At 72.1% G+C, this 26,341-nt stretch carries 25 protein-coding genes; 8 read left to right on the top strand and 17 right to left on the bottom strand.

Features of this window, described 5'->3' with window-relative positions; all coding sequences use genetic code 11:
- Window positions 1-94 precede the first annotated feature (94 nt).
- Window positions 95-2,683 carry a DUF6185 family protein gene (locus tag AQI95_RS26365; protein WP_067128794.1) on the top strand — a complete coding sequence of 863 codons (2,589 nt, stop codon included), beginning with the start codon at window positions 95-97 and terminating at the stop codon, window positions 2,681-2,683.
- A gap of 83 nt (window positions 2,684-2,766) precedes the next feature.
- On the opposite strand, the gene AQI95_RS26360 is transcribed toward AQI95_RS26365, so the two are convergent.
- The 5 genes from AQI95_RS26360 to sigE form a co-directional block, all read right to left on the bottom strand.
- Window positions 2,767-3,432, bottom strand: coding sequence for a hypothetical protein (locus AQI95_RS26360; RefSeq protein ID WP_067128791.1), 666 nt, complete (start codon window positions 3,430-3,432; stop codon window positions 2,767-2,769).
- 316 nt (window positions 3,433-3,748) lie between these two features.
- Entirely contained in the window at window positions 3,749-4,192 is a 444-nt protein-coding gene (locus tag AQI95_RS26355) for a sec-independent translocase (protein ID WP_067128790.1), read from the bottom strand.
- A gap of 84 nt (window positions 4,193-4,276) precedes the next feature.
- Window positions 4,277-6,223, bottom strand: a complete 1,947-nt coding sequence (locus tag AQI95_RS26350) for a trypsin-like peptidase domain-containing protein (RefSeq protein WP_107121749.1) — start codon at window positions 6,221-6,223, stop codon at window positions 4,277-4,279.
- A gap of 134 nt (window positions 6,224-6,357) precedes the next feature.
- The gene (locus tag AQI95_RS26345; RefSeq protein ID WP_079071483.1) at window positions 6,358-7,428 is read right to left on the bottom strand and encodes a zf-HC2 domain-containing protein; all 1,071 of its coding nucleotides are present in this window, start codon (window positions 7,426-7,428) and stop codon (window positions 6,358-6,360) included.
- Window positions 7,425-8,135, bottom strand: a complete 711-nt coding sequence (gene sigE / locus AQI95_RS26340) for an RNA polymerase sigma factor SigE (RefSeq protein WP_079071482.1) — start codon at window positions 8,133-8,135, stop codon at window positions 7,425-7,427. Before sigE ends, AQI95_RS26345 begins: the two co-directional genes overlap by 4 nt.
- A 234-nt stretch (window positions 8,136-8,369) precedes the next feature.
- Between sigE and AQI95_RS26335 the strand changes: the two genes are divergently transcribed.
- Window positions 8,370-9,068 carry an O-methyltransferase gene (locus AQI95_RS26335; protein ID WP_079071481.1) on the top strand — a complete coding sequence of 233 codons (699 nt, stop codon included), beginning with the start codon at window positions 8,370-8,372 and terminating at the stop codon, window positions 9,066-9,068.
- 84 nt (window positions 9,069-9,152) lie between these two features.
- Here the strand turns inward: AQI95_RS26335 and AQI95_RS45225 are convergent, their stop codons facing one another.
- On the bottom strand, window positions 9,153-9,320 hold the full coding sequence (locus AQI95_RS45225) for a DUF3117 domain-containing protein (RefSeq protein ID WP_107121748.1): 168 nt from the start codon (window positions 9,318-9,320) through the stop codon (window positions 9,153-9,155).
- A 372-nt stretch (window positions 9,321-9,692) separates the two neighbouring features.
- On the opposite strand from AQI95_RS45225, the gene chcB reads away from it, so the two are divergent.
- Entirely contained in the window at window positions 9,693-10,496 is an 804-nt protein-coding gene (gene chcB / locus AQI95_RS26330; RefSeq protein WP_067128779.1) for a 2-cyclohexenylcarbonyl CoA isomerase, read from the top strand.
- A gap of 39 nt (window positions 10,497-10,535) precedes the next feature.
- Here the strand turns inward: chcB and AQI95_RS26325 are convergent, their stop codons facing one another.
- Window positions 10,536-11,132: a DNA-3-methyladenine glycosylase I gene (locus AQI95_RS26325; RefSeq protein WP_067128776.1), complete on the bottom strand. Its 597-nt coding sequence runs from the start codon at window positions 11,130-11,132 to the stop codon at window positions 10,536-10,538.
- Window positions 11,129-11,482, bottom strand: a complete 354-nt coding sequence (locus tag AQI95_RS26320) for a DivIVA domain-containing protein (RefSeq protein WP_067128773.1) — start codon at window positions 11,480-11,482, stop codon at window positions 11,129-11,131. The genes AQI95_RS26325 and AQI95_RS26320 overlap by 4 nt, the downstream gene beginning before the upstream one ends.
- A 172-nt stretch (window positions 11,483-11,654) precedes the next feature.
- Here AQI95_RS26320 and folP point away from each other — a divergent pair, with 172 nt between their 5' ends.
- On the top strand, window positions 11,655-12,515 hold the full coding sequence (gene folP, locus AQI95_RS26315; protein ID WP_067128770.1) for a dihydropteroate synthase: 861 nt from the start codon (window positions 11,655-11,657) through the stop codon (window positions 12,513-12,515).
- Between the two features lie 63 nt (window positions 12,516-12,578).
- Here folP and AQI95_RS26310 read toward each other — a convergent pair whose 3' ends face one another.
- Complete coding sequence (locus AQI95_RS26310; protein WP_067128767.1) at window positions 12,579-13,337, bottom strand: LOG family protein; 759 nt, start codon at window positions 13,335-13,337, stop codon at window positions 12,579-12,581.
- 108 nt (window positions 13,338-13,445) lie between these two features.
- The gene (dapE, locus tag AQI95_RS26305) at window positions 13,446-14,525 is read right to left on the bottom strand and encodes a succinyl-diaminopimelate desuccinylase (RefSeq protein ID WP_067128764.1); all 1,080 of its coding nucleotides are present in this window, start codon (window positions 14,523-14,525) and stop codon (window positions 13,446-13,448) included.
- A 95-nt stretch (window positions 14,526-14,620) separates the two neighbouring features.
- On the opposite strand from dapE, the gene AQI95_RS26300 reads away from it, so the two are divergent.
- Together AQI95_RS26300 and AQI95_RS26295 are read left to right on the top strand one after the other, a co-directional pair.
- Window positions 14,621-15,613 (top strand): VldE C-terminal domain-containing protein, encoded by a 993-nt coding sequence (locus AQI95_RS26300; RefSeq protein ID WP_208614269.1) that lies wholly within the window; start codon window positions 14,621-14,623, stop codon window positions 15,611-15,613.
- A 287-nt stretch (window positions 15,614-15,900) separates the two neighbouring features.
- On the top strand, window positions 15,901-16,317 hold the full coding sequence (locus tag AQI95_RS26295) for an ATP-binding protein (protein WP_067128758.1): 417 nt from the start codon (window positions 15,901-15,903) through the stop codon (window positions 16,315-16,317).
- A gap of 97 nt (window positions 16,318-16,414) precedes the next feature.
- On the opposite strand, the gene AQI95_RS26290 is transcribed toward AQI95_RS26295, so the two are convergent.
- Entirely contained in the window at window positions 16,415-17,506 is a 1,092-nt protein-coding gene (locus AQI95_RS26290) for a bifunctional succinyldiaminopimelate transaminase/glutamate-prephenate aminotransferase (protein ID WP_067128755.1), read from the bottom strand.
- A gap of 125 nt (window positions 17,507-17,631) precedes the next feature.
- On the bottom strand, window positions 17,632-17,952 hold the full coding sequence (gene fdxA, locus AQI95_RS26285) for a ferredoxin (RefSeq protein WP_023546973.1): 321 nt from the start codon (window positions 17,950-17,952) through the stop codon (window positions 17,632-17,634).
- Window positions 17,953-18,092: 140 nt separating this feature from the next.
- Here fdxA and AQI95_RS26280 point away from each other — a divergent pair, with 140 nt between their 5' ends.
- Together AQI95_RS26280 and AQI95_RS26275 are read left to right on the top strand one after the other, a co-directional pair.
- Complete coding sequence (locus tag AQI95_RS26280; protein WP_079071479.1) at window positions 18,093-19,121, top strand: GNAT family N-acetyltransferase; 1,029 nt, start codon at window positions 18,093-18,095, stop codon at window positions 19,119-19,121.
- A gap of 141 nt (window positions 19,122-19,262) precedes the next feature.
- The gene (locus AQI95_RS26275; protein ID WP_067128749.1) at window positions 19,263-20,129 is read left to right on the top strand and encodes a transglutaminase family protein; all 867 of its coding nucleotides are present in this window, start codon (window positions 19,263-19,265) and stop codon (window positions 20,127-20,129) included.
- Window positions 20,130-20,156: 27 nt separating this feature from the next.
- On the opposite strand, the gene AQI95_RS26270 is transcribed toward AQI95_RS26275, so the two are convergent.
- The 5 genes from AQI95_RS26270 to AQI95_RS26250 form a co-directional block, all read right to left on the bottom strand.
- Complete coding sequence (locus AQI95_RS26270) at window positions 20,157-20,771, bottom strand: response regulator transcription factor (protein ID WP_067128746.1); 615 nt, start codon at window positions 20,769-20,771, stop codon at window positions 20,157-20,159.
- Complete coding sequence (locus AQI95_RS26265) at window positions 20,768-21,961, bottom strand: sensor histidine kinase (RefSeq protein ID WP_067129433.1); 1,194 nt, start codon at window positions 21,959-21,961, stop codon at window positions 20,768-20,770. The genes AQI95_RS26270 and AQI95_RS26265 overlap by 4 nt, the downstream gene beginning before the upstream one ends.
- A gap of 5 nt (window positions 21,962-21,966) precedes the next feature.
- Complete coding sequence (locus tag AQI95_RS26260; protein WP_067128743.1) at window positions 21,967-22,707, bottom strand: ABC transporter permease; 741 nt, start codon at window positions 22,705-22,707, stop codon at window positions 21,967-21,969.
- Complete coding sequence (locus AQI95_RS26255; protein WP_208614268.1) at window positions 22,704-23,633, bottom strand: ABC transporter ATP-binding protein; 930 nt, start codon at window positions 23,631-23,633, stop codon at window positions 22,704-22,706. The genes AQI95_RS26260 and AQI95_RS26255 overlap by 4 nt, the downstream gene beginning before the upstream one ends.
- Before the next feature lie 150 nt (window positions 23,634-23,783).
- Entirely contained in the window at window positions 23,784-26,288 is a 2,505-nt protein-coding gene (locus AQI95_RS26250; RefSeq protein WP_067128737.1) for a hypothetical protein, read from the bottom strand.
- Window positions 26,289-26,341 lie beyond the last annotated feature (53 nt).

The raw sequence follows: 26,341 nt of genomic DNA, 5'->3' as shown, positions 1-26,341 counted from the left end.
GCCGATGGAGTGGACTGCCACACCGACTTCCGCGCGTCAAGGAGCATGGCATATGACGCTGGCCTAGCCTTCTCGCAGAGGAGGTGTCGGGACGATGCAGGGGATCCGGTGGCGGTGCCTTTTGCTGCTGATGATTTTTGCCGCTTTGTGGGCGTCGACCCCCTCGGCGGAGGCGCGGCAGAACAACGGTGACACCTGCCTGGCGGATCAGCTCGACACCAGTAGCGTGACTGCCAGAATCCAATTCGACCAGAACAGCAAGAATTTCGTCAAGATCTATTCTTACATGACGGTCGCAGTACCTCTGGACAAATGGCACGAAGCGCGGCAGCTGACCTTCAGCGAGAGGTCCGCAGAATACAAACACGCGATGCGTTGCCTGCTGCGCGGACGGGACACCTCACAGCTGACCGAGGAATGGCGCCCGCATGACCCCGTGGTGACCGCCACCAGCCGGAAAGTCACGGTCCAATACGATTCCTTCGCCTGGATCAAGAACTACGGACCGATTCGAATCGGCCCGTGGCACATCACCAGAGGGCAGAAAAGAACGTGGCAGGTCAGCCTCAGACCGCAGACGCTGCAGAATGCCCGCTGGCAGGCCGTCGAGGCCGATATGAGCCGCATGTATTTCAACGACCGCTCCGGGCTGGCCTCGTCCTCCGACGAGGACAGTCTGGAATGGACGAACCAGAAGCCCGCCCGTATCGACTTCGAGATCGAGCTGCCGTGGCAGCGCTCCTGGATCCTGAGCTACGGCCAGTCGTTCTGGAGCAAGGTGGGAGTCGCGGCCTGGTGGGTGTGCGCCTCCCTCGTGATCGCGCTGACCGCGCTCCGCACCCAACGAGCCGGTGCCGCCTCCACGGCCGGGACGTCGAACCCCTCGGCGCGGCCCGGAAACCCCGGCAACCCGGACGGCGACGGCCCGCCGCGGGCCGTACTCCAATGGGCGCTGCTCAGTGGGGCATTCGCCCTGATGCTGCTCGTCTCTCAGCGGCCGGTCAGTCCCCAGTGGCGCGCCCTCATGTGCGTCGCCGCCGGACTCGCCCTGGTCCTCGTCGCCCGCCCCTGGTGCGATGGCATGCCCGTCGCCATCCCGGACGGCACGACCGATGACCCCGCTGTCGTCGGCGACCGACGGCGCCGCCAGATGCACGCCGTGGTCGGCGCGGCGTCGGCGGTGGCGGCGACAGGCCTGCTGGTGATCCTGGCGCCCCAGATGTTCGGCCTGCCGCACAACCTCGTGTCACGTGCGGAGCCGACCCTCTCCGGCGATGTCGGCTATGTGCTCATGGGCCTGGCGGTCGTGTGGTTGTGGCTGGCCGCCATGGCCGCTTGGTGCTGGCGCTTCGCACGCGAGGGAGGGCTGGTCCCCGCCTCCTGGGGCCGCAGATGGGACACGGCGCCGGTGCGCTGCGTCGCCGTCGTCTCCGCGCTGCTCACGGGGGTCGCCGGAGGTCTGCTCGGCTGCTTCTGGTGGGTGAACGAAAACCAATGGAAAAGGGTCACCTGGCTCACCGACCGGATCACCGGGGGCCAGTACGGGAAATACGTAAACTCATCCCGGGCGAATTTCTCCTTCACCGATCTGTCATGGATTTTCACCTACAGCTGGGTATTGACAGGTGTCGCACTCTTCGCCCTGCTGCACTTTCGCGTCAGGACGCAGAGAGCACATGCGGACCATAGGCAGGAGAGACCCGCTCTGGGCCCGGAAGGGCCCGACCTGCTGCTCACCGCGTCGGTCTTCGTCTTCACCGTGGGGCTGCAGGGCGCCACCTTCGCCGGCACCAACGCCCAGTACGGCGCCTGGCTCATCCTGAACATGGGCTCGCTGTTCGCGATTCTCGCCGTAGGACGACGGCTGTCGGTGCTGAGCCAGTTGGGCCATGCCTTCTGCGTGAAGCGACTGAGGAACAAGAAGCGTCGCCATGAGCTGATGGCAAAAGCCCATGAATACCGTGGCGTCAACCACCATTTGCAGTTGCTGGACCAAGGACGCGCCGGGGATGTCACCGAACAGCAGCTGGAGGGGGAACTACGGGCGCTGCGCCAGTGGCTGGTGGACGGATGCGGCAAGAAGAATCCACCCGACCACCTTTCCGTTCTGGACGCGGCCCTGGCCTGGGGACCGGAGGGCCACTGGTGGACCAACGGCGTGCGCGCCGCGCGACTGGCCTTCTGTTTCGGAGTTCCGGCCAGCGGCGCCCTGCTCTACCTGGACACGAAGGATCAGTGGGACTGGATCCAGCTCAGCTTCGAGCCCACCGCGATCCCGGGGATCGTCGCAAGCTTCGTCGCCTACCAGACGGCGTGGGCCGGGGCCGGTTTCGTCCTGGGCGCGCTGTGGCGTCTGCTGCCCGGCCGCCGCAGCCCCGCTCGCGCATGGAGCCTGACCTTCTCGTACGCCGTGCCCGCCTGCCTGGTCGTGCTGCTCAACAAGTTCACCGGCGTGGACTTTCGCGACCTGCTCTTCTACTCCGTGCTCATGCTCATCATCCTGACGCTCACCAGCATCTGGACCGACGCATCGACCTTCGGGGAGGAACGGCAGTACTGGCCCAGTCGCCTCACACTGCTGGTCTCCATCTACCAGCTACGGGGCCTGTCCGCCCACATCGCCTGGATCGGTGCCCAGGTCGCGGTGGCGGTAGGCATCTGGCACGAACTGGCCCGCCGCTAGCAGGCCCGTCCCGGGCCGCCGCGGGGTCACGGCGGCCGGGGACACGGCGACCAAGGAGTGTCGTATGGATCATCCCGGCGCCGCTAGGCGTAGGCGGCGACGTCCTTCACCACGGCGAAGCCAAGACCGTACGCGCTCATGCCCCGCCCGTACGCGCCCAGATGAACCCCCGTCTCGGTGGTCCCGGCGAGCACCCAGCCGAACTCCGACTCCCGGTAGTGGAACGAGGCCGCCACCCCGTCCACCGGCAGGGAGAGCCTGCTCCACTCCGGACCCTCCAGATCGTCGGCCAGAGCCCATGCCGTCTCGGTCTGCTGCTCCAGCCAGTCGTCCCGCAGGGTGTGGTCCATCTGCCCCGGCCACGTGAACGACAGCAGTCCCACCCCGGCCAGCCACGCGGCCGAGGAGACCGAGGTGGCCTCCAGCAGCCCCGTACCGTCGGCGCTCCTGCGCGACGGGTGCGCGGCGACGGTGACGACCACCGCGAACCTCTCCCGCGGCTCCCCGGAGGAGCCGGCCTCGCCGCGTACGGAGGGCTCGTCACCGTGCCCGACCGAACCGTGCTCGACGGCACCGTCGGCCGCCGTACCGACCTGCATCAGCCAGCGCGGCCCGGTGAACGCCTCGTCGAGGCCGTACCACGGGAAGGGCGCCTGCAGGTAACCGTCGACCGTGCGCCGGGCGAAGGGGAGCTGCTGTCCGCCCTCCGCGACCGGCGCCTGCGCGCCCACCCGACTCGTCGTGTCCATCTGCCCGGACGCCTCCTCGATCTCGTCGGACCGGGGTGGCCCGCCCCCCTTCGGGCGTACTCGTCCGGTCCGCACAACAACTCGGCAGCATATCCACACCGGTGAGAGCCCCATGGCAGGCACCGGATGCGTGGGTCGCGTGAACGTCCTGATCAGGCCGTGTGCGACGGGTCCGTGCTATGACGCGCGTCACGTGCGCGGATCATGCCCGCGCGCGCGTGTCGACGCCGGCCGGGCGCCGTCCCGGATCAGGGGGGCGCACGGCGTCACAGGCGTACGGGATCAGGTGGTCTACGAGATCAGGTGGTGTACGGGATCAGGTGGCGTCCGCGTCGAACGGCGGCCGCTCGTCCTTGCCCGGCTCCTCGGGCTTCTTGGTCATGTCGACGCGCCCACCGGTCGAGGAGGACGAGGCGGACGAGGACGACGACTCGCTCTCCCGGCCGTGCACGACATCCGTGACCTCGGCCATCTCCTTCTTCAGGTCGAAGCCGTTACGGATCTCCTTCAGCCCCAGCTCGTCGTTGTCCAGCTGCTTGCGGATGAACGACTTGGGGTTGAGGTCCTCGAACTCGAAGTCCTTGAAATCCGGGCCCAGTTCGTCGCGGATGTCCTGCTTGGCGCTCTCCGAGAACTCGCGGATCTTCCGGATCGTGCGCATCACGTCCTGGATGACCTTCGGGAGCTTGTCCGGACCGAAGACGAGCACGGCGAGCACAATGATCGTCACCAGCTCGAGTGGTCCTATGTCATTGAACACCTGACGCTCCTTGCGATGTCCTCGGTCGCTCAACGGTACCCGGCGTTCCCGTCCGACCGGTACCGTCCCGAGGTGAGACTTGTGTCAGTTCTGCTCCGCCGCGCCCAACCGGAGCAGCACGTCCCGGTCGGTGCCGCCGCGCCGGACCGTGAGCCGCAGTGAGTCGCCGGGCCGGTGGGCGCGGATCTTGACGATCAGCTCCTCGGCCGTGTGCACGGGCTGCCCGTCGACGTCGGTGATGACGTCGCCCGCCTTCAGACCGGCCCGCTCACCGGGGCCGCCGCGGGTCACCGCCGGACCGCCGTTCGCGTTCTTGCTGTCGATACGGGCGCCGTCGCCGGTGTACGCCATGTCGAGGGTGACGCCGATCACGGGGTGGGTGGCATGGCCCTCGTTGATCAGTTCCTCGGCGACGCGCCGGGCCTGGTTCACGGGGATCGCGAAGCCGAGACCGATGGAACCGGCCTGGCCGCCGTCCGAGTCGGAACCGCCGTCGGCGGAGCGGATGGCGGAGTTGATGCCGATCACCTGGGCCCGGGAGTCGAGCAGGGGGCCGCCGGAGTTGCCGGGGTTGATGGGAGCGTCGGTCTGGAGCGCGTCGACGTACGACACATCGCTCCCGTCGCCCTTCTCGCCGCCGGCCGTGATGGGCCGCTCCTTGGCGCTGATGATGCCGGAGGTGACGGTGTTGGCGAGGTCGAAGGGGGCGCCGATGGCGACGACGGGGTCGCCGACCCGGACGTCGTCGGAGTTGCCGAGGGGCAGCGGGGTGAGTCCGCGCACGCCATGGACCTGGACGACGGCGAGGTCGTAGCCGCTGTCCCGGCCGACCACCCTGGCCTTGACGGTGTCGCCGCTGCTGAAGGTCACGGTTATCGAGCCGTCCGAGCCGGCGGGCGCGACGACGTGGTTGTTGGTGAGGATGTGCCCCTGGCTGTCGAGCACGAAGCCCGTGCCGGTGTCGGCCTGGTCGGTGCCGGTCACGTGCAGGGTGACGACGCTGGGCAGCGCGCGGGCGGCTATCCCGGCCACGCTGCCCGGCGCACGTCCGGCGGGCACGCCCGCGGCCTGCGGCAGATGCACGTCGTCGCCGAGGCCGCCGTTCTCGACATAGGCGCCGATGATCCCGCCGATACCGCCGGAGACGAGGGCGATCACCAGGGCCCACGCGAGCACGAAACGCTTCGCCCGCCGGTTGCGCTGCTCGTCCGTCAGCACCCCTGCACCGGTCTGCTGCAGCACCTGGTCCTTGGGCGAACCGGCGGCCCAGGGGTCGTAACGCCGAGCCGGATCCACGGCCCCCGCCCCGGACGCTTCCGGCGAGCCCTGGAGACCGACAGGACCAGGAACCGGATACCCAGGAACGGCTTGCGCGGGTACGGGATGCGCGGGAACAGGATGACCGGGAACAGGATGACCGGGAACAGGATGACCGGCAGCGGGATGACCGGCAGCGGAACCGACGGGAGCGGGGGGCGGCGGGGCCGCCGCCGCGGGTGCGTCGGGGGCGGGCACAGGCGTTCCCTGGGCCGGGGTGGTCGCGGGGTGCTGGACGGGCGGTGCGGGGGCCCAGGGGCCCGGCTCGCCGTACGGCGGGGTGCCGTAGGGATCGGGGTCGTGCAGCGGCTTCGGCCGCTCGCCGGGGGCCGCCCAGGGGGTTGCTCCGGGCTCGGGCGACCCGACGGTCGCGGTGCTCCCGCCCGCCCCGGCACCGTCCGTCGGCACCGACACCGGCTTGGCCAGCTCGAAGTCCCGATCGGCCGGGGCCGTGGGCGCTCCGGCGCTCTCCCCGCCTTCCGCGTCGCCCGCCCCCGCGTCCGCCGTCTCCGCCTCGGCCGTCCGCACGGGCTCGGCCGTGGGCGCCGGACGTGCCAACTCGAAGTCGGCCGACGCCGGACCCGTCGGCTCGGTCCCCGGCGGCTCGGTCCCCGGTCGCTCGGTGCCGCCCGGTGTTCCGCCCGTCACCCCCGCCGCTCCCTCCGGGCCTTCCTCCGGGCCTTCCTCCGGCGGGACACGGTTCCCCTCGTTCATGCTCTCCCCACGGCTGGCCGCGGCCGCGCGCTTCGGCGGCGGCCGCAGAACGTCGACTACGTCCCCGGGTCATCGCCGCGGGAACGGCCCTCACAGGATTCAACCAGGTTCGCGGGCCGAGGCGCAGTGGCCGGTCAGGGGGTCTGCCGGGGCGCGAAGGGGGACGGCGAGGCAGCGGGGGGTGGTGTCGGGGCAGGGGCGGGGACGGGGGCGGACAGCAGCAGGCCGGTGCCGGTCGCTCCGGGGGTCGTGGACCAGGCGTTGAGGGGGTAGACCGCGGTGTCGTCGAGCGGGCGTATCAGCGGGGAGACGGCGGCCGCACCGGCCATGACCGGCGCCGCCAGGCCACGCACGACGTCGCTCTGGTTCTGGCCGGTGCCGGGGGACGGGATTCCGGGCACCAGCGGTGCGGACATCGACGTGGGGGCGGCCGGTGTCGGTGCGAACTGTGCGGCGCCCTGGACGCTCAGCGGCCCCAGCGCACGACGGCGCTGGCTGTCGGGCGTGGCGACGCTGCCCCCGCCGGTGCCGGCCGAGCGCGCCGGGAGCACGTTGCTGCCGGTACCGCTGCCGCCGCGGGCGTCCGCGGTGGTGTCGCCGGGGACGGCGGTGGTCATGCCGCCGAGGGCGACCGCGGCCAGCGACACCGCGCCGGCGGCGGCGACGGCGAACCGCAGCCCGCGCGAGGCGGAGCGGCCGTCGTCCGGGCGGCCGACGTGATGGATGCGGAAGCCGCGCTCCTCGGCGGCGGGGACCGGGCTGTCGGGGCGGACCGGGGTGTGCGGGCGGGCGGGGACGTACCCGAACGCGAAGCGGTCGCCGCGCCGCGCCCCGAAGACTCCGAAGCCCCCGAAGACGCCGGAGGCGTCGGCGGGTGCGGCGGTCCCGTCGTGGGGGTCGCCCGCGAAGAGTCCGCCTCCGGGCGGCGACATGCCGTCCCCGTCCAGGTCGCCGCCCCCGGGCAGGCCCTGGAGGCGGGCCAGCAGGCTCGCCGAGGGCGGCGGCGGGGCCGCCTCCGCGAACACGTTCTTCAGCCGGCGCTGGGCGTCCGCCTCCGCCTTGCACCGGGCACAGGTGGCCAGGTGCGCGAGGACCCGCTCACGCGACTCATGACCGAGCTCTCCGTCCACCAGGGCGGAGAGTCGGTCTCCCAGGTGCTGCTCTGCGAGGTGCGCCTCCGCAGGTTTCGGCCGAGATCCACTCACGCGGTCGCGCCTCCTCCCCCCAGAGCGGGCACACGGGCCACGAAGGAGCGCCGCTCGGCAGCGCGTGCCTCCGGAGACCGGTGCGCGAGGGCCTTGCGGAGCTGGGAGCGGCCGCGGTGGATACGGGAGCGGACCGTGCCGAGCTTCACGCCGAGGGTCGCGGCGATCTCCTCGTACGACAGTCCCTCGATGTCGCACAGGACGACGGCGGCACGGAACTCGGGCGCGAGGGTGTCGAGGGCCTGCTGGACGTCGGCGTCGAAGTGCGCGTCGTTGAAGAGCTGCTGCGGGGTGGGCTCGCGGCTGGCCAGGCGCTCGGCCGCGTCCTCGCCGAGGGCGTCGAAGCGGATGCGCTGCTTGCGCCGGACCATGTCCAGGAAGAGGTTGGTGGTGATGCGGTGCAGCCAGCCCTCGAAGGTGCCCGGCGAGTACGTGGACAGGGAGCGGAAGACGCGGACGAAGACTTCCTGGGTGAGGTCCTCGGCGTCGTGCTGGTTGCCGGTCAGGCGGTAGGCGAGGCGGTAGACACGGGCGCTGTGGGTGCTGACGATCTCCTCCCATGTGGGCGGAGTCCACGCCTGCCCGTCCGCGTCGGTGGAGAAGGTCGCGGTCTGGGCCTCGCCTGCGGCGAGACCGGCGTGGTGGTCAGCAGCGGTGTCGGTCACGGATTTCGGCCTGCCCGCCGACCCGAGGAAGCGCCGCAGCACTCCACCCCGATCCCCGGGCGCAGCCGCACCTCCCCTGTCGGCTCTGGTGGTGTCCAGTGGAGCCCCTACCATAGCCACCTCGCCCGTTAGCTCCGGATAAGCGGTTTTACGAGAATTTGATACGCGCTGATACGGCTCATGCGGCTGCGTCAGCAGTTGCTCGCCGCCCTCATCCACCTCTTACCCCCCGTCACGCATCCGGCCACTGTCTCAACCCGGTAAACGTCCGGTCCCATCTGCGGGTTCCCGACGCCAACGGATACAGTCACGCCCAGGAATTCACGGGGACAGGAGAGGGTCATTACCGGCAACCGGCAGACGAGCTGGGCGTTCGCCGACGCCTTTGTCGCCGAGGACGAGGCGCTGCGCTGGGCCCGTGACCGGGCCCGCGAGGCAGGGCTGCGCTCGGTGTCGCCCGGCACGGGCGCCGCGCTGCGACTGCTCGCCGCCTCCGTGGACGCGAAGGCCGTCGCCGAGATCGGCACCGGCTGCGGGGTGTCCGGAATTCATCTGCTGCACGGCATGCGCCCGGACGGGGTGCTCACCACGGTCGACCCGGAGCCGGAGCACCAGCAGTTCGCCCGGCAGGCCTTCCGTGCCTGCGCCTTCGCCAGCAACCGGGCCCGCTTCATCCCCGGCCGGGCCCTGGAGGTGCTGCCCCGGCTCGCGGACGCCGGATACGACCTCGTCTTCTGCGACGGGGACCGGCTGGAGTATCCGGACTATCTCGCTGAATCGTTGCGCCTGCTGCGGCCGGGCGGCCTGGTGGTCTTCGAGGGCGTCTTCGCCGGCGGCCGTACGATCGACTCGGGGCCGCAGCCCACGGAGGTGCTGCGGCTGCGGGAACTGCTGCGCACGGTGCGCGAGAGCCAGGAGCTGGTCCCCTCCCTGCTGCCGGTCGGCGACGGCCTGCTCTGCGCCGTCAAGCGATGACCGGCCCGCACGGCGCGAGAGACGCGGCTGCCCCGGCACCGCTTACGATGCCGGGGCAGCCGGTAGGTCACGATCCCTGGGACGTCAGGCGACGACCTTCTTGAGGGCGTCGCCGAGTGCCTCGGCCTCGTCAGGGGTCAGCTCGACGACGAGTCGACCGCCGCCTTCGAGGGGAACGCGCATGACGATGCCCCGCCCCTCCTTGGTCACCTCGAGCGGGCCATCGCCCGTCCGCGGCTTCATGGCCGCCATGCTCGTTCCCCTTCCTGAAACCAGCTCATCGTCTGCCGTGAGCCCCCGGAGGGCATCCGCGGTTCCAGAGGTGGACACGCGACATCGGCATCGAACACATTGCTTCCAGGCCATTATCCCGCATCGCACGACCCGATGACCAACATCAGTCGGCATCGCTTGGGCAACGCGCGCGAGCAAAACCACCCAATTCGGCGAGTGGCTGCGATACTGCACCGCCGCACGGACATCCGTCGCACAGCTCCGCTCAGGTTTTCTTTGACGCAGGTCACACGTCCGGTCCGGTCCTTGGCCGGCGATCTCCGCCATGCTGTCCTTCAGGCAGGGACGTACCGAGCGGTACGTCATCCGCGACATCGGAGGGGATGCACCATGGCCGACACCGTGCTCTACGAGGTGAGCGACGGACTCGCGACGATCACGCTCAACCGCCCCGAGGCGATGAACGCGCTGAACATCGCGACCAAGGTCGCCCTCCGGGAGGCGGCGGAATCCGCGGCCGGGGACACGGCCGTACGGGCGATCCTGCTGACCGCCGCCGGGGACCGGGCGTTCTGCGTCGGCCAGGACCTCAAGGAGCACATCGGGCTCCTCGCGGCCGACCGCGAGACCGGGTCCGGGCAGACCATGAGCACGGTCGCGGAGCACTACAACCCGATCGTGAAGGCGCTGGCCGGAGCGGCGAAGCCGGTGCTCGCCGCGGTGAACGGCGTCGCCGCCGGAGCCGGCTTCGGCTTCGCGCTCGCCGCGGACTACCGGCTGGTCGCCGACACGGCCGCCTTCAACACCTCCTTCGCGGGCGTGGCACTGACCGCCGACTCCGGCATCTCCTGGACCCTGCCCCGGGTGATCGGCCCGAGCCGGGCGGCCGACCTGCTGCTCTTCCCGCGCAGCATCAGCGCCCAGGACGCGCTGGAGCTGGGCATCGCGAACCGCGTCGTACCCGCCGCCGAACTGCGCGCGGAGGCCGAGAAGACGGCGCGGGCCCTGGCCGAGGGGCCGACGGTGGCGTACGCGGCGATCAAGGAGGCGGTGGCCTACGGGCTGGCGCACTCCCTCGCCGAGACCTTGGAGAAGGAGGACGAGCTGCAGACCCGGGCCGGCCAGTCCGAGGACCACGCGATCGCGGTGCAGGCGTTCGTGAACAAGGAGAAGCCGAAGTACCTGGGCCGGTGAACCCGTCGGCCGGGGTCCGCCCGGTCCGGGCCCTGGCCGTCAGGAACCGGAACCCGCGCCTCTCGCGACACACTTCTCCAGGTGGTCGTCGACCAGGCCGCACGCCTGCATGAGGGCGTACGCGGTGGTCGGGCCGACGAATCTGAGACCGCGCTTCTTCAGGGCCTTGGACAGGGCCGTGGACTCGGGGGTCACGGCCGGGATGTCGGCGAGGGTCTTCGGGACCGGTCGGGTGGCCGGGTCGGGCGCGTGGGACCAGATCAGCTCGTCCAGCTCGCCGTCCGCCCAGTCGGCGAGCACGCGCGCGTTGGAGAGCGTGGCGTCGATCTTGGCGCGGTTGCGGATGATGCCGGCGTCCGCCAGGAGGCGCTCGCGGTCCTCGTCGGTGAACGCGGCGATCTTCTCGATGCGGAAGCCGGCGAAGGCCGACCGGAAGCCCGGTCGGCGGCGCAGGATCGTGATCCAGGACAGGCCCGACTGGAAGGCCTCCAGGCTGATCCGCTCGAAGAGGGCGTCGTCGCCGTGGACCGGGCGGCCCCACTCCTCGTCGTGGTACGCCACGTAGTCCTCGGTCGACAGGGCCCACGGGCAGCGCAGGGCGCCGTCGGGCCCGGCGAGGGCGGCTCCGTCGCTCATCGCTGGTCCTCCTGCCCGGACTTGTCCAGACGGGCGTGCGCGGCGGCGGCCCGCGCTCCGGCGAGCGCCGACTCCAGGTCCGTGATCCGGGCGTCCCGCTCGGCCAGCTCGGCGCCGAGCCGGCCGAGGGCGTCGTCGACGTCGGCCATGCGGTAGCCGCGCGGGGCGACCGGGAAGCGCAGGCTCTCCACGTCCGCCCGGTCCACCGGGCGGTCCGCGGGCAGCGGGTCCTGCAGCCGCTCCGGGGCCACCTCGGGCAGCGGGGCGCTGCCGCCGCCGCCCACCACGGCGAGTGTCACCGCGGCGACCACGACGGCCAGCGCGACGACCAGGAACAAGAACATCACCATCGCCAGGGCCCCACGCTCTCTGCCGGACGTACCACCGACGTCGATTGTCTCCGCCGGTCGGATCCGCCGGACGCTCCGTCGAATCTCTCAGGAACCGATCGTGCCATGCGGGTCCGACAGTTAGGGTCTCAGGCGGCCGTACTGCGGGACGTACCGAGGGAGGTCACAGCGGATGCTCAGGCTGGGCGGGCGGGAATTCGGGCCCCATGAGCCGGTGATCATGGCGATCGTGAACCGCACTCCGGACTCCTTCTACGACCAGGGAGCCACGTTCCGCGACGAGCCGGCCCTTGCCCGCGTGGAGCAGGCGGTGGCCGAGGGCGCCGCGATCATCGACATCGGCGGGGTCAAGGCGGGGCCGGGCGACGAGGTGACGGCCGAGGAGGAGACGCGGCGGACGGTCGGCTTCGTGAGGGAGGTACGGCGGCGATTCCCGGGCGTGGTCGTCAGCGTCGACACCTGGCGGGCCGAGGTCGGCGAGGCGGTGTGCGAGGCGGGGGCGGATCTGCTGAACGACGTGTGGGGCGGCGCCGACCCGCGCCTCGCGCAGGTCGCGGCGCGGTACGGGGTGGGACTGGTGTGCACGCACGCGGGGGGTGCGCAGCCGCGGACGCGTCCGCACCGGGTGACGTACGACGACGTCATGGCCGACGTCCTCGACGTGACCCTGGGGCTGGCCGAGCGGGCGGTGGCGCTCGGGGTGCCGCGCGAGTCGGTGCTGATCGATCCCGGGCACGACTTCGGGAAGAACACCCGGCACAGCCTGGAGGTGACACGGCGGCTGGACGAGATGGTGGCGACGGGGTGGCCCGTGCTGGTGTCGCTGTCCAACAAGGACTTCGTGGGCGAGACGTTGGACCGGCCGGTCAAGGAACGGCTGATCGGCACGCTCGCGACGACCGCGGTGTCGGCGTGGCTCGGGGCGCACGTGTACCGGGTGCACGAGGTGGCCGAGACCCGTCAGGTACTGGAGATGGTCGCGTCGATAGCCGGGCACCGGGCCCCTGCGGTGGCTCGGCGGGGTCTGGCCTAGGACCTGTCGTCACATTCCCGTCGTCCGCCCGGAGCGCGGCAGGCGGGAATCTGACGACACCCCCTAGCGGGCCGCCTCCTTCGAGACCAGGGCGACCGCCTCGTCGACCTCGTCCGTGACGTGGAAGAGGAGCAGGTCCTTCTCGGAGGCCTTGCCCTGGGCGATCAGGGTGTTCTTCAGCCAGGACACCAGGCCGCCCCAGTACTCGCTGCCGAAGAGGACGATCGGGAAGCGGGTCACCTTCTGGGTCTGGACCAGGGTCAGGGCCTCGAAGAGTTCGTCGAGCGTGCCGAGGCCGCCGGGCAGGACGACGAAGCCCTGCGCGTACTTCACGAACATCATCTTGCGTACGAAGAAGTAGCGGAAGTTCAGGCCGATGTCGACGTAGGGGTTGAGACCCTGCTCGAAGGGCAGCTCGATGCCGAGCCCCACCGAGACGCCGCCCGCCTCGCACGCGCCCTTGTTGGCCGCCTCCATCGCCCCGGGGCCGCCGCCCGTGATCACCGCCCAGCCGGCCTCCACGAGGCCGCGGCCGAGCCGGACGCCCGCGTCGTACTCCGCCGAGTCCACCGGTGTGCGGGCCGAGCCGAACACGCTGATGGCAGGCGGGAGTTCGGCGAGCGTGCCGAAGCCCTCGATGAACTCGGACTGGATGCGGAGCACCCGCCAGGGGTCGGTGTGCACCCAGTCCGAGGGGCCGCCCGCGTCCAGCAGCCGCTGGTCGGTCGTGCTGGCCGTCACCTGTCCCCGCCGTCGGAGGACCGGTCCGAGCCGCTGCTCGTCCGGCGGTACCTTCTTCCCCTCGGGGTTCCCGGTAGCCATGTGCGCTCCCTCCGTTTGCCGGTAGTTCGATCTCAGACTAGATCCAGGCAGGTTACGGCGGGGGGACATGCGCATGTCCGGCATGCGTGCGGCTCACCGGCGGGCGCTCTACGCGCTGAGCCAGTCGCGCAGGCGCTCCTCGCCCGCCACGATCTTGGCGGTCTCCACCCGCTCGTCGCGCTTGTGCGCCAAGTGCGGGTTGCCGGGGCCGTAGTTGACCGCGGGCACGCCGAGCGCGGAGAAGCGGGAGACGTCCGTCCAGCCGTACTTGGGCCGCGGGGTGCCGCCCACCGCCTCGATGAAGGCGACCGCGGCCGGGTGGGAGAGGCCGGGCAGCGCACCCGGGCTGTGGTCGTCGACGACGAACTCCGCCACCCCGCAGTCCGCGAACACCTCGTGGACGTGCGCGATCGCGTCCTCCTCCGTGCGGTCGGGGGCGTAGCGGAAGTTGACCTTCACCACGCACTCGTCGGGGATGACGTTGCCGGCGACCCCGCCGCTGATGCCGACCGCGTTCAGGCCCTCGCGGTATTCGAGGCCGTCGATGACCGGGTGGCGGGGCTCGTAGGCGGCGAGGCGGGCCAGGATGGGGGCGGCGGCGTGGACGGCGTTGGAGCCCAGCCAGGAGCGCGCCGAGTGGGCCCGCTCGCCCGTGGTCCTCAACAGCATGCGCAGGGTGCCCTGGCAGCCGCCCTCGACCTCGCCGTCGGAGGGCTCCAGCAGGACCGCGAAGTCGCCCTGCAGCCACTCGGGACGGGCCTCGGCGACATGCCTGAGCCCGTTCAGCTCGGCGGCGACCTCCTCGTTGTCGTAGAAGACGAAGGTCAGGTCGCGGTTGGGGGCGGGGACCGTGGCCGCGATGCGCAGCTGGACCGCGACGCCCGACTTCATGTCGCAGGTGCCGCAGCCCCACAGCACGCCGTCCTCGTCCAGGCGCGAGGGCACGTTGTCCGCGATCGGGACCGTGTCGATGTGGCCGGCGAGGATCACGCGCTCGGCGCGGCCCAGGTTCGTGCGCGCGACGACGTTGTTGCCGTGGCGGTCGACCGTCAGGTGCGGCAGGGCGCGCAGGGCGGTCTCGATGGCGTCCGCGAGCGGCTTCTCGGTGCCGCTCTCGGAGGGGAAGTCCACGAGCTGCGCGGTGAGCGCTGCGGCGTCGAGCGTGAGGTCAAGCGAGGTGTCGGCCATGAATCCGACCCTAGCGCCCCGGCAGGCGACGTTCGCCCCGTCGCGACGCCCGGGCCCCCCGCGAGGGCCGGGCGCGCCTCCAGTACCTTGTAGGCGTGCCAGAGCCGTCCCCCACCCGCCCCAAGCGTCGCGGCCGCCTCCTTCGTTTCAGTGCGGCCCTGTTGGTCCTGTGCGGCGTCGCCGCGTACCTCGTGGTGCAGTACGTCACCGGAGGCGGTGGAGCCCACGGCTGCAAGGTGATGTCGGCCTCGGGCGACGGGACGTCGTACGAGTTCACGCCGGAGCAGGCGGGGAACGCGGCGACGATCGCGGCCGTCGGCACCGGGCGCGGGATGCCCGAGCGGGCCGTGACCATCGCGCTGGCGACCGCGCTGCAGGAGTCCGGGCTGCGCAACATGGAGCACGGCGACCGGGATTCGCTGGGCCTGTTCCAGCAGCGGCCCTCCCAGGGCTGGGGCACCCAGCGGCAGATCATGGACCCGGCGTACGCGGCGGGCATCTTCTACGCCCACCTCGCCAAGGTGCCGGATTACACCGATCTGCCGCTGACCGAGGCGGCGCAGGAGGTCCAGCGCAGCGGCTATCCGGAGGCGTACGCCAAGCACGAGCCGGACGCGACGCTGCTGGCGGCGGCGCTGACCGGGCGCGCGGCGGCCATGCTGACCTGCGACGGGCGTACGGGGTCCACGACGTCGGCGACGGGTCCGGACGCGGTACGGGCCGCGCTGGTCCGGGATTTCGGGCGGGACGCACTGCAGGAGACCGGTGCGGAGGTGGGCGGTACGCCCGTGCCGTCGCCGTCTCCCTCGCCGAGCGTGACCGCGACCGCGCAGGGGCGGACCGTGACCGTGCCGGTGCCCCAGGGCGCGAAGGTCGACGCGATCGGGCGCGGCGAGCGGGAGCGCGGCTGGCAGCTGGCGCAGTGGGCCGTGGCCAACTCCTCGGCGCTGCACATCCAGCGGGTGTCGTACGCGGGCCGGGAGTGGACGGCCGGGAGCGGTGGCGGCCAGTGGAGGACGGCCGCCACGGACGGGGCCGGCGGCGCGGAGCAGTCCGCTGGAGCCGTGCAGATCGTGACCGGACAGTAGTACGGATCATCACTCCGGCAGGTGATGCGGCACCGGCTCGGAGCACTGTCCGGGCCGGACGCGTGTCGTCTTCGGAATCCCTTGGAAATCAAGGGCCGTAAGGATTCTGCGCGATTTCCTGTCGACGTTCTTTGCCCGTTTTTATCCACACCTGATAATGCGATGCGTTATCCATTCTTTACCTGGGGCGTCCGCAACCTTCGCGGGCCTCGAGCGGTAGTCACGGCGTCCGAGCCCGGAGCCGGGTCCGGACACAGACACCGTTCTCTCCCGTCGAATGGAGCATCATGTCCCTCCCTCTGACCCGCCGGATCGCCCGTGCCGCGCTGCTCGTCGCAGCGGGAGCGGCAGCCGGGGTCGGTGCGGCCGGCTCCGCCGGTGCGGCCACGACCCTGCCGTCGGCGGCCCCGAACCTGAGTGGTGTGACCACCCCGGACACGGCGAACCTCGGCGGCACCGTCGACGGCGCCACGCAGAACGCCACCTCTCTCGCGGCCACCACCGGTGGCTCGGCGGTCGGCAAGACCGTGCCCGGCGCTGCCAAGACCGCCACGGGTGCCGTGAACAAGACGGCGCCGGTGGCGCGGAAGGCCGCCGGGGAAGCGACCGGGGCGGCGGGAAGCGTCGTCGGAGACGCCGCTTCCTCCACGACGAAGAGCGGGCTGCCGCAGCTTCCGGTGCAGGGTGGGCTGCCGCTCGGCTAACCGGCAGGCGCTGACCGCCGACGGGGTCCAGGGAGTTCCCTGGGCCCCGTCGGCGTTCGTGTGGGTGCGGGCCCGCCGGACGGTCGCGTCGTGGCGGCTACAGGCGGCCGACCGCGGCCCGGACGCGTTCGTCCGTCGCGGTCAGGGCCACGCGCACGAACTGCTCGCCCGCCTCGCCGTAGAAGTCGCCCGGTGCGACCAGGATGCCGAGGTCGGCGAGGTGGGCGACCGTGGTCCAGCAGGACTCGTCACGGGTGGCCCAGAGGTAGAGGCTCGCCTCGCTGTGCTCGATGCGGAAGCCGTGGCCCAGCAGGGCGGCCCGCAGGGCCTCGCGACGGGCGGCGTAGCGCTCGCGCTGCACCTGCACGTGGGCGTGGTCGCCCAGCGCCGCCACGACGGCGGCCTGGGTGGGCGCCGAGGTCATCATGCCGCCGTGCTTGCGGATCTCCAGCAGCGGGCCGAGGACGGCCGGGTCGCCGGCGACGAACGCCGCGCGGTAGCCCGCCAGGTTGGAGCGCTTGGAGAGGGAGTGGACGGCGACGATGCCGTCGTAGGAGCCGCCGTTGACGTCCGGGTGCAGGACCGAGACCGGGTCGGCCTCCCAGCCCAGTTCCAGGTAGCACTCGTCGGAGAACAGCAGCACGCCGTGCTCGCGGGCCCAGGCGACGATGTCCGTCAGGTCCCGCTGCGAGACGACCTTGCCCGTCGGGTTGGACGGGGAGTTCAGCCAGAGGAGCTTCAGACCGGCGGGGTCGAGGTCGCGGGGGTCGTCGTAGGCCTCGTAGTCGGCGCGGGCGAGGCGGGCGCCGACCTCGTAGGTGGGGTAGGCGAGGCGCGGGTAGGCCACCCTGTCGCCGGGGCCGAGGCCCAGCTGGGTCGGCAGCCAGGCCACCAGTTCCTTGGAGCCGACGACCGGCAGGACATGGCGGTGGGTGAGCCCGCGGGCGCCCAGGCGGCGCTCCAGCCAGCCGGTGATCGCGTCGCGCAGCGCCGGGGTGCCCCAGACGGTCGGGTAGCCCGGGGAGTCGGCCGCGTCGATCAGGGCCTTCTGGATCAGCTCGGGCACCGGGTCGACCGGGGTGCCGACGGACAGGTCGACGATCCCGTCGGGGTGTGTGGCGGCCGTCTTCTTGTACGGCTCCAGCTTGTCCCAGGGGAAGGTGGGAAGCCGGTCGGAGACTGCGGACACGGGAATCAGGCTCACTTTCGTACAGTGCGGCAAACGCCTCGGTCCCGTGCGGCGGCGATCGGGACGATCGGGCCGTACGGGACCGAGGCGGCGCTGTTGCGGGCGGCCGCTTGGTGCTTAGACGGTCACTCGCCCTGCGGCGGCAGCGCGGCGACGAACGGGTGGTCGCGCTCGATCAGCCCCAGCTTGCTGGCACCGCCGGGGGAACCCAGCTCGTCGAAGAACTCGACGTTGGCCTTGTAGTAGTCCTTCCACTCCTCCGGGACGTCGTCCTCGTAGAAGATCGCCTCGACCGGGCAGACCGGCTCACAGGCACCACAGTCGACGCATTCGTCCGGGTGGATGTACAAGGACCGGGAGCCCTCGTAAATGCAGTCGACCGGGCACTCCTCGATGCACGCCTTGTCCTTCACGTCGACACAAGGCTGCGCGATGACGTAGGTCACGCTGTCGTTCCTCCTCGATAGGGCGCTGGCGGGCCTCGTCAGGCTCCGCCGCCTGGCGCGCGGGAGCGCGGCGTCGTCGATGCCCGCCCCTAGTATCTCCGTTCCGGAGCATGATCCGAACAGGAGGGGTGAACTGACCAGTGGAAATCTCGGCGACAGGACATCTGGAAGTCCGCATCACCCCTGCTGACGTGGGAAAACGTGTCTCCGTACGGCGCTTGAGCGAACATGGAGCAACGCAGGAGAAGTTCACCGACACGGTGGGTGTTCTCACATCATGGAACGATGGCGTGCTCATGATCACACGGCGGGACGGACGGAGTGTCCGAATCGTCGAATCTGCCCTGGTCGCCGGCAAGGTGGTGCCGGCCGCCCCGGCACGCCGCCGCGGGCCCGCCGCCACCTACCCGGAGCTGGCGCGCGTCTCCTCGCGCGGCTGGCCGCCGCTTGAGACCGAGCGGCTCGGCGACTGGGAGCTGCGCCTGGCCGGCGGCTTCACGCGGCGGGCCAACAGCGTGCTGCCGCTCGGCGATCCGGGCCTTCCGCTCGACGCGGCCCTTCAGGCCGTACGACGCTGGTACGGCGAGCGCGGTCGGCCCGCCTACGTCCAGACGGCCACCGGAGGCGAGGGCACGCAGGAGCTGCTCTGCGCCGAGCTGGAGCGGCGCGGCTGGGTGCGGGAGGTGTCCGCCGAGGTGTGGACCGGCGCCCTGGCGCCGGTCGCGGACCGGGCCGAGGGCGCGGGTGTGGTGCTGTCCCGGCGGGCGGACGAGGCCTGGCTCGCCCGGTACCAGCGCAAGGGGGTGAGCGAGGTGGCCCTGAAGGTGCTCGGCGGCGGTCCGTCGGTGTGGTTCGCGTCCGTGCCCGGCGCGGCGGGCGAGCCTCCGGCGGCGATCGGGCGGTGTGTCGTGGACGGCCGGTGGGCCGGGTTCGCGGCGGTCGAGGTGGATCCCGGGCGGCGCCGGCAGGGGCTCGCCACGGAGGTGATGGCCGCGCTGGCCCGTCGCGCGCTGGACGAGGGCGCGTCGGCCGCCTGGCTGCAGGTCGAGACGGACAACGAGGGCGCCCGTGCGCTCTACGCCGCGCTGGGCTTCGCACCACACCACGCGTACCACCACTACCGGGCCCCGCGGGACCGCGGTCGGGAGGGGAGCGAGCGCGAGGGGTAGGACCGGACCGTGGGAGCGGCCGGCGGCCCGCAGGGGGCGGGCGGTGAGTCCGGGGGCCCGTGACGGGCGGCCGGGGGCCGGCGTCGGGTGCGGTCGGTGTGGGTCTGTCGTAGAACTGTCGTGGAAGGGCATGAGCCTCGCATGCGTCACCCGTATCTGCCGCCGCCGTATCCGCCCCCGCCGGAGCGGGCGGCCGAGCTGCGCCGGCGGTTCGCCGAGGAGGCGCGGTCCGAGCGGCCGGATCTGTCGGCACTGTGCCTGCTGATCGGCGCCGCGGCGGACGGCTCGCTGGAGGAGGCCGGGATCGACGTCGCGCAGCTGGAGCTGGACCGGCTCGCGGGCGAGCTGCCGTACCGGCCGGGCGGGCCGCACGAGTGGGCGGAGGCCGTACGGCGGCTGCTCGGGGCCCGCTACGAATTCCACGGCACGCCCGGCGACTACCAGCGGCTGGAGTCCTCCCTGCTGCACGAGGTGCTGCGGCGGCGGCGCGGGCTGCCCATCCTGCTGTCGGTGGTGTGGCTGGAGGTCGCGCGGCGCGCGGGGGCTCCGGTGTACGGGGTCGCGCTGCCCGGGCACTTCGTGGTGGGGTTCGGCGCGGCGGACGAGCAGGTGCTGGCCGATCCGTTCGACGGGGGGCGGGCGCTGACCGGGGCCGATGCGGAGATGCTCGTGGTGGGGGCCACGGGGGCGCCGCTGGACACCTCGATGCTGCAGCCCGCTGCGCCGCTGGAGGTCGTCCAGCGGATCCTGAACAACATCCGCGCGTGGGCCACCGCCCGGCCCGAGCGGTCGGATGTGGCGCTGTGGGCCGTGGAGTTGGCGCTGCTGGTGCCGGCGCATCCGGCGCGGCTGCGCTATGAACGCGGCCAACTGCTGGTGCAGCGGGGCGCGTTCATGTCGGGCGCGGAGGAGCTGGAGGCCTACGCCGACCTGATCGAAGTCGTCGACGAGCCGGCCGCGGACAAGGTGCGGCAGCAGGCGCACACCGCCCGGGCCATGCTCAACTGAGCCGACCCGGCCGCGGGCCCGGCGCGCTCACAGCCAGCCCTTCTCCCGCGCGATCCGTACGGCCTCCGCCCTGTTGCGGACGGCCAGTTTCTGGATGGCCGTGGAGAGGTAGTTGCGGACCGTGCCCTGGGAGAGGTGGAGGGACTTGGCCAGTTCGGCGTTGGTGGAGCCGTCGGCCGCCGCGCGCAGCACCTCGCGTTCGCGTTCCGTGAGGGGATTCGCGCCCTCGGCGAGCGCGGCGGCGGCGAGCGTGGGGTCGATGACCCGCTCGCCGGCCAGCACCTTGCGGATCGCCTCGGCGAGCTGGGCGGCCGGGGCGTCCTTGACGAGGAAGGCGTCGGCGCCCGCCTCCATGGCGCTGCGCAGATAGCCGGGGCGGCCGAACGTGGTCAGGACGACCAGCTTGACCCGCGGAAACTCCCGGTGGACCTGGGCGGCGGCCTCGATGCCGGTGCAGCCGGGCATCTCGATGTCGAGCAGCGCCACGTCCACGCCGTGCGCGCCGACGGCCGCCAGCACCTGGTCCCCGCGCGCGACCTGGGCGACGACCTCGATGTCGTCCTCCAGGCCGAGCAGCGCGGCCAGGGCCTCGCGGACCATCGACTGGTCCTCGGCGAGGAGGACCTTGATCGTGCTCGTCATGCCCCGGATCCTACGTCCCCCGGCAGGACCGCGGGGACGCGGGCGACCAGCCGGAACCCGTGCTTGACCCGGCCCGCCTCCAGGGTGCCGCCGGCCCTCTCCAGCCGCTCGGTGAGGCCGGTCAGGCCGTTGCCCGGCCCGTTGCCGCTGCCGCCGGATCCGTTGTCCTCGACGGAGAGTTCGAGCATCGGACCGTCCAGGGTCTGGCGGTGGGCGAGCTGGATCAGGCACTTGTCGGCGCCGCTGTGCCGGACCACGTTGGTGACGGCCTCGCGCAGCGCCCAGGCGAGCGCGGACTCGGACTCCTCGGGGACGCCGGTGAGATCGGGCTCGGCGGGCACCTCGGCGCTGACGCCGGCGGCGGTCAGGGCGACGTGGGTACCGGCGAGTTCGGCGACGAGCCGGGGCCGCCGGTAGCCGGTGACGGCCTCCCGGACGTCGACCAGGGCCTGCCGGCTGACCTGTTCGATGTCGGCGACCTGCTGGGCCGCCTTGTCGGGGTGGTCGGGCAGCATCCGGCCGGCCAGCTCGCTCTTCAGCGTGATCAGGGACAGCGAGTGGCCGAGCAGGTCGTGCAGGTCGCGGGCGAGCCGCAGCCGCTCCTCGTTGGCCGCGAGATGGGCCACGGTGGCTCGGGCCTTGCGCAACTCGGTGGTCGTGCGGATGAGTTGGCCGACGCCGACCATCGCGAACCCGATGAGCGGGACGAGGAGCAGGGAGTCGTCCCAGCCCGAATCGCCGTCGTGCACCGCGACCAGGTACATCGCCACGGCCGTCGACAGGATCGCCCAGAGCGCGACCCGGGGCGGCAGGGTGGCCCCGCAGGCGACCGAGACGTAGACGAAGAGCCCGAGCCAGGAGCCGCCGAGGCTGTAGGCCAGGACGGGGGCGAGGACGACGAGGACCGACAGCATCGAGACGACGACCCGCGGCGTGAAGGGACGGCCCATCTGCCGGAAGACCAGCGTCAGGTAGGTGCCGACGAAGGCGGCCAGGCCGAGCGCGCCGGCCACGACGGCACCCGTGGTGTGGGTGCCCGAGGTCAGGTCCTTGATCGGAGAGTTGAGGAAGATCAGCCAGACGCCGATCCACAGCGCCTTGACCATCGCCTCGCGCCAGTTGCGAGGCGCCTGCCCGATGCGCACCTGGGTCTCCGGCGGCTCCTCGCCGGTCCGCGGGTCTTCCGTCATCATGCTCACGCCTTCAGCGTGTCCTTCCGGTACAGCCAGGCCGCGCCGCCCGCGAAGAGGACGAAGTAGACGGCGAGGATGGCGACGTCCGTCGCGCTGGGCGCCTGGCTCTGCTCGATCGCCCGTCCCAGAGCAGCGTACGCGTGGGTGGGCAGCCACTTCGCGATGTCCTGCAGCGTCTTCGGGAAGGTGGTGGACGGCATCCACAGGCCTCCGAGGATCGACAGACCGAAGTAGATGATCATCGTGATCGGGCGGACCGCGTCGCCGGTGGCGAGGTAGCCGATGGCGACGCCGAGCGCGGCGAAGACGAGGCTGCCGGCCCAGATGACCCCGGTGAGAGCCAGCCACTGCCAGGCGCCCAGGTGGACGTGCTTGATCGCGGCGGCGGCGGCGAACAGCACGATGATCGACGGCAGGCTCACCACGGCGGCGCTGGCGATCTTGGCGAAGACGTAGCCGCGACCGGGCAGCGTGGTCAGCCGCAGCTGCCGCACCCAGCCGCTCTCGCGCTCCTTGGCGATGCGCTCGCTGTTGCCCATGAGGACGGCGGTCAGGGCGCCGAAGGAGGCCATGGAGACCATCAGGTAGGTGGCGACGGTCAGGCCGGTGCCGTCGACCTTCTCGCCGGAGCCGGAGCTGCTGGAGAAGATCAGGAAGAGGGACGTGGGGTAGAGCACCGAGAAGAACAGGAACTTCTTGTTGCGCAGGGCGCGGGCCAGTTCGAGCTTGATCAGGGCGTTCATGACTGCTTGGCCTCCTCGGCCTCCGTGATGGCGACGAAGGCCTGCTCCAGGCCGAGGCCGGCGACTTCGAGGTTGCGGGGGTAGACGCCGAGGCCGTACAGGGCGTGGACGGTGGCGTCGGCGTCGGACGACTGGATGCGGACGGTCTGGCCCGATATGTCGATCGAGGTGAGGAACGGCAGGGCGCGCAGGGCGGCCCCGTCGATGTCGCCCTCCAGATCGAAGGCGACCCGGCGGGCGCCAGCCTTGGCCTTGATCTCGGCGGCGGTGCCGTCGGCGAGGAGCCGGCCGCGGTGCAGCACCAGGACCCGGTCGGCGATGGCGTCGGCCTCTTCGAGGTAGTGGGTGGCGAACAGGACGGTACGGCCCTGGTCGGCCTGCTCGCGCATGGTGGCCCAGAAGGCCTGGCGGGCGGAGACGTCCATGCCGGTGGTCGGCTCGTCCAGGATGATCAGGTCGCTGTCACCGGCGGTGGCGAGGGCGAAGCGGACGCGCTGGGCCTGGCCGCCGGAGAGCTTGTTGACCTTGCGGTCGGCGATCTGCTCGATGGCCGCGCGGGCCATCACCTCGGCGGGCTTGTACGGCCGCGGGTGCAGCGAGCAGGCCAGCTTCACCAGCTCGGCGACGGTGACCTCGTCCATCAGGCCGCCGCTCTGCAGCATGGCGCCGACCCGCCCGTCGGCGATCGCCTCGCGCGGGGTGCCGCCGAAGAGGCTCACCGTGCCGCCGTCGGGGTGCTTGAGGCCGAGGAGCAGGTCGAGGGTGGTGGACTTGCCGGCCCCGTTGGGGCCGAGGAGGGCGACGGTCTCGCCGGGGTGCAGTCGGAGCGAGATCCCGTCGACGGCCCGCACGCTGCCGTAGGTCTTGGTCACCTGATCGAAGCCGACCACCGGGGTGGTGGCGGCCGGTGCCGCAGTTGTCGTCATGGTGACCATGTTCGCGTCAGGGACCCGCGGCGGGGCAGTGTCGGGGGTCCTGAGTGCCGGATGACAGATGTCATGCCGATCGGGTGACGGACACGGCGAAGGGGCGCCCGCCGTACGGTGGACGCCCCCTTCGCCGTGTCTGCGTTCCGGTTAGCTCGGGTTCGTGTCGATGACTGCGACCCGGTTCGTCGTGCTGATCAGGGCCTGGCGGAGGGCGATGTAGACCTCCTGCGGGGTGACCGGCGTCTTCTTGCCGTTGGCGCGGGTGATGAGCACACCGTCGAAGGTCTTGCCGTACAGCTGCCTCAGGGCGTTCAGGTCGGGCTTGTCGACCAGCTTGCCGTCCGAGGTGGGCACCACCTTGAGGAACTTCCAGAGCGATTTCTCCGGGCTCATCAGGACCGTGTGCGCCGCGTCCGTCCGCACCGTGACCTTGCCCGACATCGCCGGCTCCGCGAACTGCTTCATCTCGCGGTCGACTTCGACCTTCGACACCGTCGGCTGCCGGGTGGCCGACGGGACGGTGACCGGGGCCGCCGTGTCCGTCTCCACCAGCGCGCGGTAGGCCTGCTCGACCGCCTGGGTCGACTGGCCCGCGTCGATCGCCTTGCCCGCCTTGCCGTAGACGGCGACGGCCCGGCCGGCCTGGAAGTCGATGCCGCCCTCGACGACCGAGCCGGAGCCGCCGCCGGCCTGCTGGAGGGCCGCCTGGAGCTTCTCCTCGTCCACCGGCATCTCCGGCTCGATCACGCGCTTCTGCCCGAAGAGCGAGCCGATGACGTGGACCGGGTTGTAGTCGCTGGTCGCGGCCTTGCTCACGGTCGCCTGGAAGTCGAACTGGAGACCGGCGTTCTCCGGGGTGAGGGTGACCGTCCTGCCGCCGACGGAGAGCTTCAGCGGCTTGTTCACCCGGCCGCCGAAGGCGTCGTCGAGCTTCTTGACGGCGTCGTCACGGGTGCCGCCGCCGATGTCCACACCGAGGACCGTGGTGCCCTTGGGGACATCGGTGTGGTTCATCAGCAGTCCGGCGCCGTAGGCACCGCCCGCGACGACGACCACGCCGACGCCCAGCAGCACCACCTTGCTGCGGCCCTTCTTCTTCGGCTTGGCCTGCGCCTTGGGCGCGGGGGCCGGCTGCGGCTCGGCCGGGGACTGCGGGGCCTTGCCGTCGGTCGCGGAGCCGCCGAAGGGGGCGGCACCGGCGCCGGGGACGACCGGGATGCCACTGGTGACGGTGTGTCCGGAGACGTTGTCGGCGCGGCGGTAGCCGGGCGTGCCCGGTTCGGGGGCCGGCTTTTGCGGGGTGAGGATCGCGGTGTCGTCACTGAGCCCGCCGCCGGGGCCCAGACCGACGGGGCCGGCGGGACCGGCGGCAGGACCGCCGAGACCGCTCGGGCCGGCGGATCCGGCGGGGCCTTCGAGGTCGAGGTCCGAGAGGGCGCCGTGGGGCGCCTGCGGGGCCCGGGCACCCCGGCCGCCGGGGCCGTCGTAGCCGCCCGTGCCGAGCGAGCCGCTCGGACCGGGCAGGTCGGCGAAGGGGTCGGTGCCCGAGGGGACGAGCGGGCCGTCGCCGGTGACCGGGCCGGTGGTGGGTCCGGCCGGGCCCTGCGGGCCGCCGGGACCGCCGCGCCCGTGCGGGCCGTTGAAGCCGCTGGGACCACCGGGGCCGCCCAGACCGCTCGTGCCGCCCGCGCCCGCCGCGCCGCCGAAGCCGTCGTGACCGCCCGGACCGCCGGGGCCGCCGGGGCCGCCCGCGCCGGTACCGGCGAAGCCGTTCTGGCCGTTCGCACCGGGGGCGCCCGCGCCGCCGAAGCCGTCCTGGCCGGCGTTCTCCGAGAAGTACGGCAGGTCGTCGCGGCGCGCTTCGCCGCCGGACGCGCCGGGGCGGGAGCCGCCGCCCAGCGGTCCCGCGGCGAGCGCCTCGGTGACGTCGAAGGAGCCGGTGCCGCCGCCGTGCCCGGGGGCGACGGGGCCGCCGGTGGCGGCGGGCAGCCCCTTGCCGTTCGTGCTGCCGGAGCGGGAGCCGCCCGGCACGCTCATGGAGCCGACCACACCGCCGGGACGCCCGCCGCCGGAGCGTGCGCCGGTGCCACCGGCGGCACCGGATGCTCCCGAACCACCCGTTCGGGTGCCCGGCGCGCCGGAACCAGGAGCGGAAGCGCCCGAACCACCCGAACTGCCGGAAGTGCCGGAAGTGCCCGAACCGCCCGAACCGCCGGATCCCACGCCCCCGTTCGCCGCCGGGCCGCCCGGACCGCCCTTGCCGGGCGAGGACTTGCGGGGCGCGAACCAGTCGCTGGTCTTCTCGCCGGCCGGGGCCCCGGGCTCGGCGGGCGCCTCGGCGGCGGGGGCGGACGTACGCTCGGGCGCGGGCCGCGGGTCGGCGGCGGGCGCCTCGTCCCCGGCGCCGTCGGCGTCCCCGACGGGCTTGCGCACGACGACCGGCGGGATGGGCCGGGATCCGGGGATGTTGATCCGGATCCGCGTCGTCAGCGTGGTCTCGGTCTTCTTCTCCTCCGGCCGGGGGGCCGAACGGCCGGTGTCCGTACCGTCGTCGGAAGCCATGGGGGTCCCGTACGGCGGCGTGCCGGAGGGGTACGCGGCTCCGCCGTGCCCGTTGGGCCCGGAGGACGGAGTGTCAGTTTCACGACTCAAGGCAGGTTCTCCCAGTTGGCTCCACCGCCGGTTACGACCTGACTGCTCGGGAG

Source organism: Streptomyces yokosukanensis, assembly GCF_001514035.1.
In the GTDB taxonomy this organism is placed as follows: Bacteria; Actinomycetota; Actinomycetes; order Streptomycetales; family Streptomycetaceae; genus Streptomyces; species Streptomyces yokosukanensis.
The sequence above is the reverse complement of the archived record's forward strand: the minus strand, read 5'-3'. Positions and strand labels throughout refer to the sequence as shown.

Bases quoted from the DNA above. Each gene is read 5' to 3' on its own strand.
- AQI95_RS26325 (WP_067128776.1), bottom strand. From the start codon at position 11,132: ATGAGCGACGGAGCCGCCCTCGCCGGGCCCGACGGCGCCCTGCGCTGC.
- dapE (WP_067128764.1), bottom strand. From the start codon at position 14,525: ATGGCCGACACCTCGCTTGACCTCACGCTCGACGCCGCAGCGCTCACC.
- AQI95_RS26255 (WP_208614268.1), bottom strand. From the start codon at position 23,633: ATGACGACAACTGCGGCACCGGCCGCCACCACCCCGGTGGTCGGCTTC.
- AQI95_RS26310 (WP_067128767.1), bottom strand. From the start codon at position 13,337: ATGGCTACCGGGAACCCCGAGGGGAAGAAGGTACCGCCGGACGAGCAG.
- AQI95_RS26260 (WP_067128743.1), bottom strand. From the start codon at position 22,707: ATGAACGCCCTGATCAAGCTCGAACTGGCCCGCGCCCTGCGCAACAAG.
- AQI95_RS26320 (WP_067128773.1), bottom strand. From the start codon at position 11,482: ATGGTGATGTTCTTGTTCCTGGTCGTCGCGCTGGCCGTCGTGGTCGCC.
- AQI95_RS45225 (WP_107121748.1), bottom strand. From the start codon at position 9,320: ATGGCGGCCATGAAGCCGCGGACGGGCGATGGCCCGCTCGAGGTGACC.
- AQI95_RS26265 (WP_067129433.1), bottom strand. From the start codon at position 21,961: ATGACGGAAGACCCGCGGACCGGCGAGGAGCCGCCGGAGACCCAGGTG.
- chcB (WP_067128779.1), top strand. From the start codon at position 9,693: ATGGCCGACACCGTGCTCTACGAGGTGAGCGACGGACTCGCGACGATC.
- AQI95_RS26295 (WP_067128758.1), top strand. From the start codon at position 15,901: ATGTCCCTCCCTCTGACCCGCCGGATCGCCCGTGCCGCGCTGCTCGTC.
- AQI95_RS26270 (WP_067128746.1), bottom strand. From the start codon at position 20,771: ATGACGAGCACGATCAAGGTCCTCCTCGCCGAGGACCAGTCGATGGTC.
- AQI95_RS26360 (WP_067128791.1), bottom strand. From the start codon at position 3,432: ATGGACACGACGAGTCGGGTGGGCGCGCAGGCGCCGGTCGCGGAGGGC.
- AQI95_RS26275 (WP_067128749.1), top strand. From the start codon at position 19,263: ATGCGTCACCCGTATCTGCCGCCGCCGTATCCGCCCCCGCCGGAGCGG.
- AQI95_RS26365 (WP_067128794.1), top strand. From the start codon at position 95: ATGCAGGGGATCCGGTGGCGGTGCCTTTTGCTGCTGATGATTTTTGCC.
- folP (WP_067128770.1), top strand. From the start codon at position 11,655: ATGCTCAGGCTGGGCGGGCGGGAATTCGGGCCCCATGAGCCGGTGATC.
- AQI95_RS26350 (WP_107121749.1), bottom strand. From the start codon at position 6,223: ATGAACGAGGGGAACCGTGTCCCGCCGGAGGAAGGCCCGGAGGAAGGC.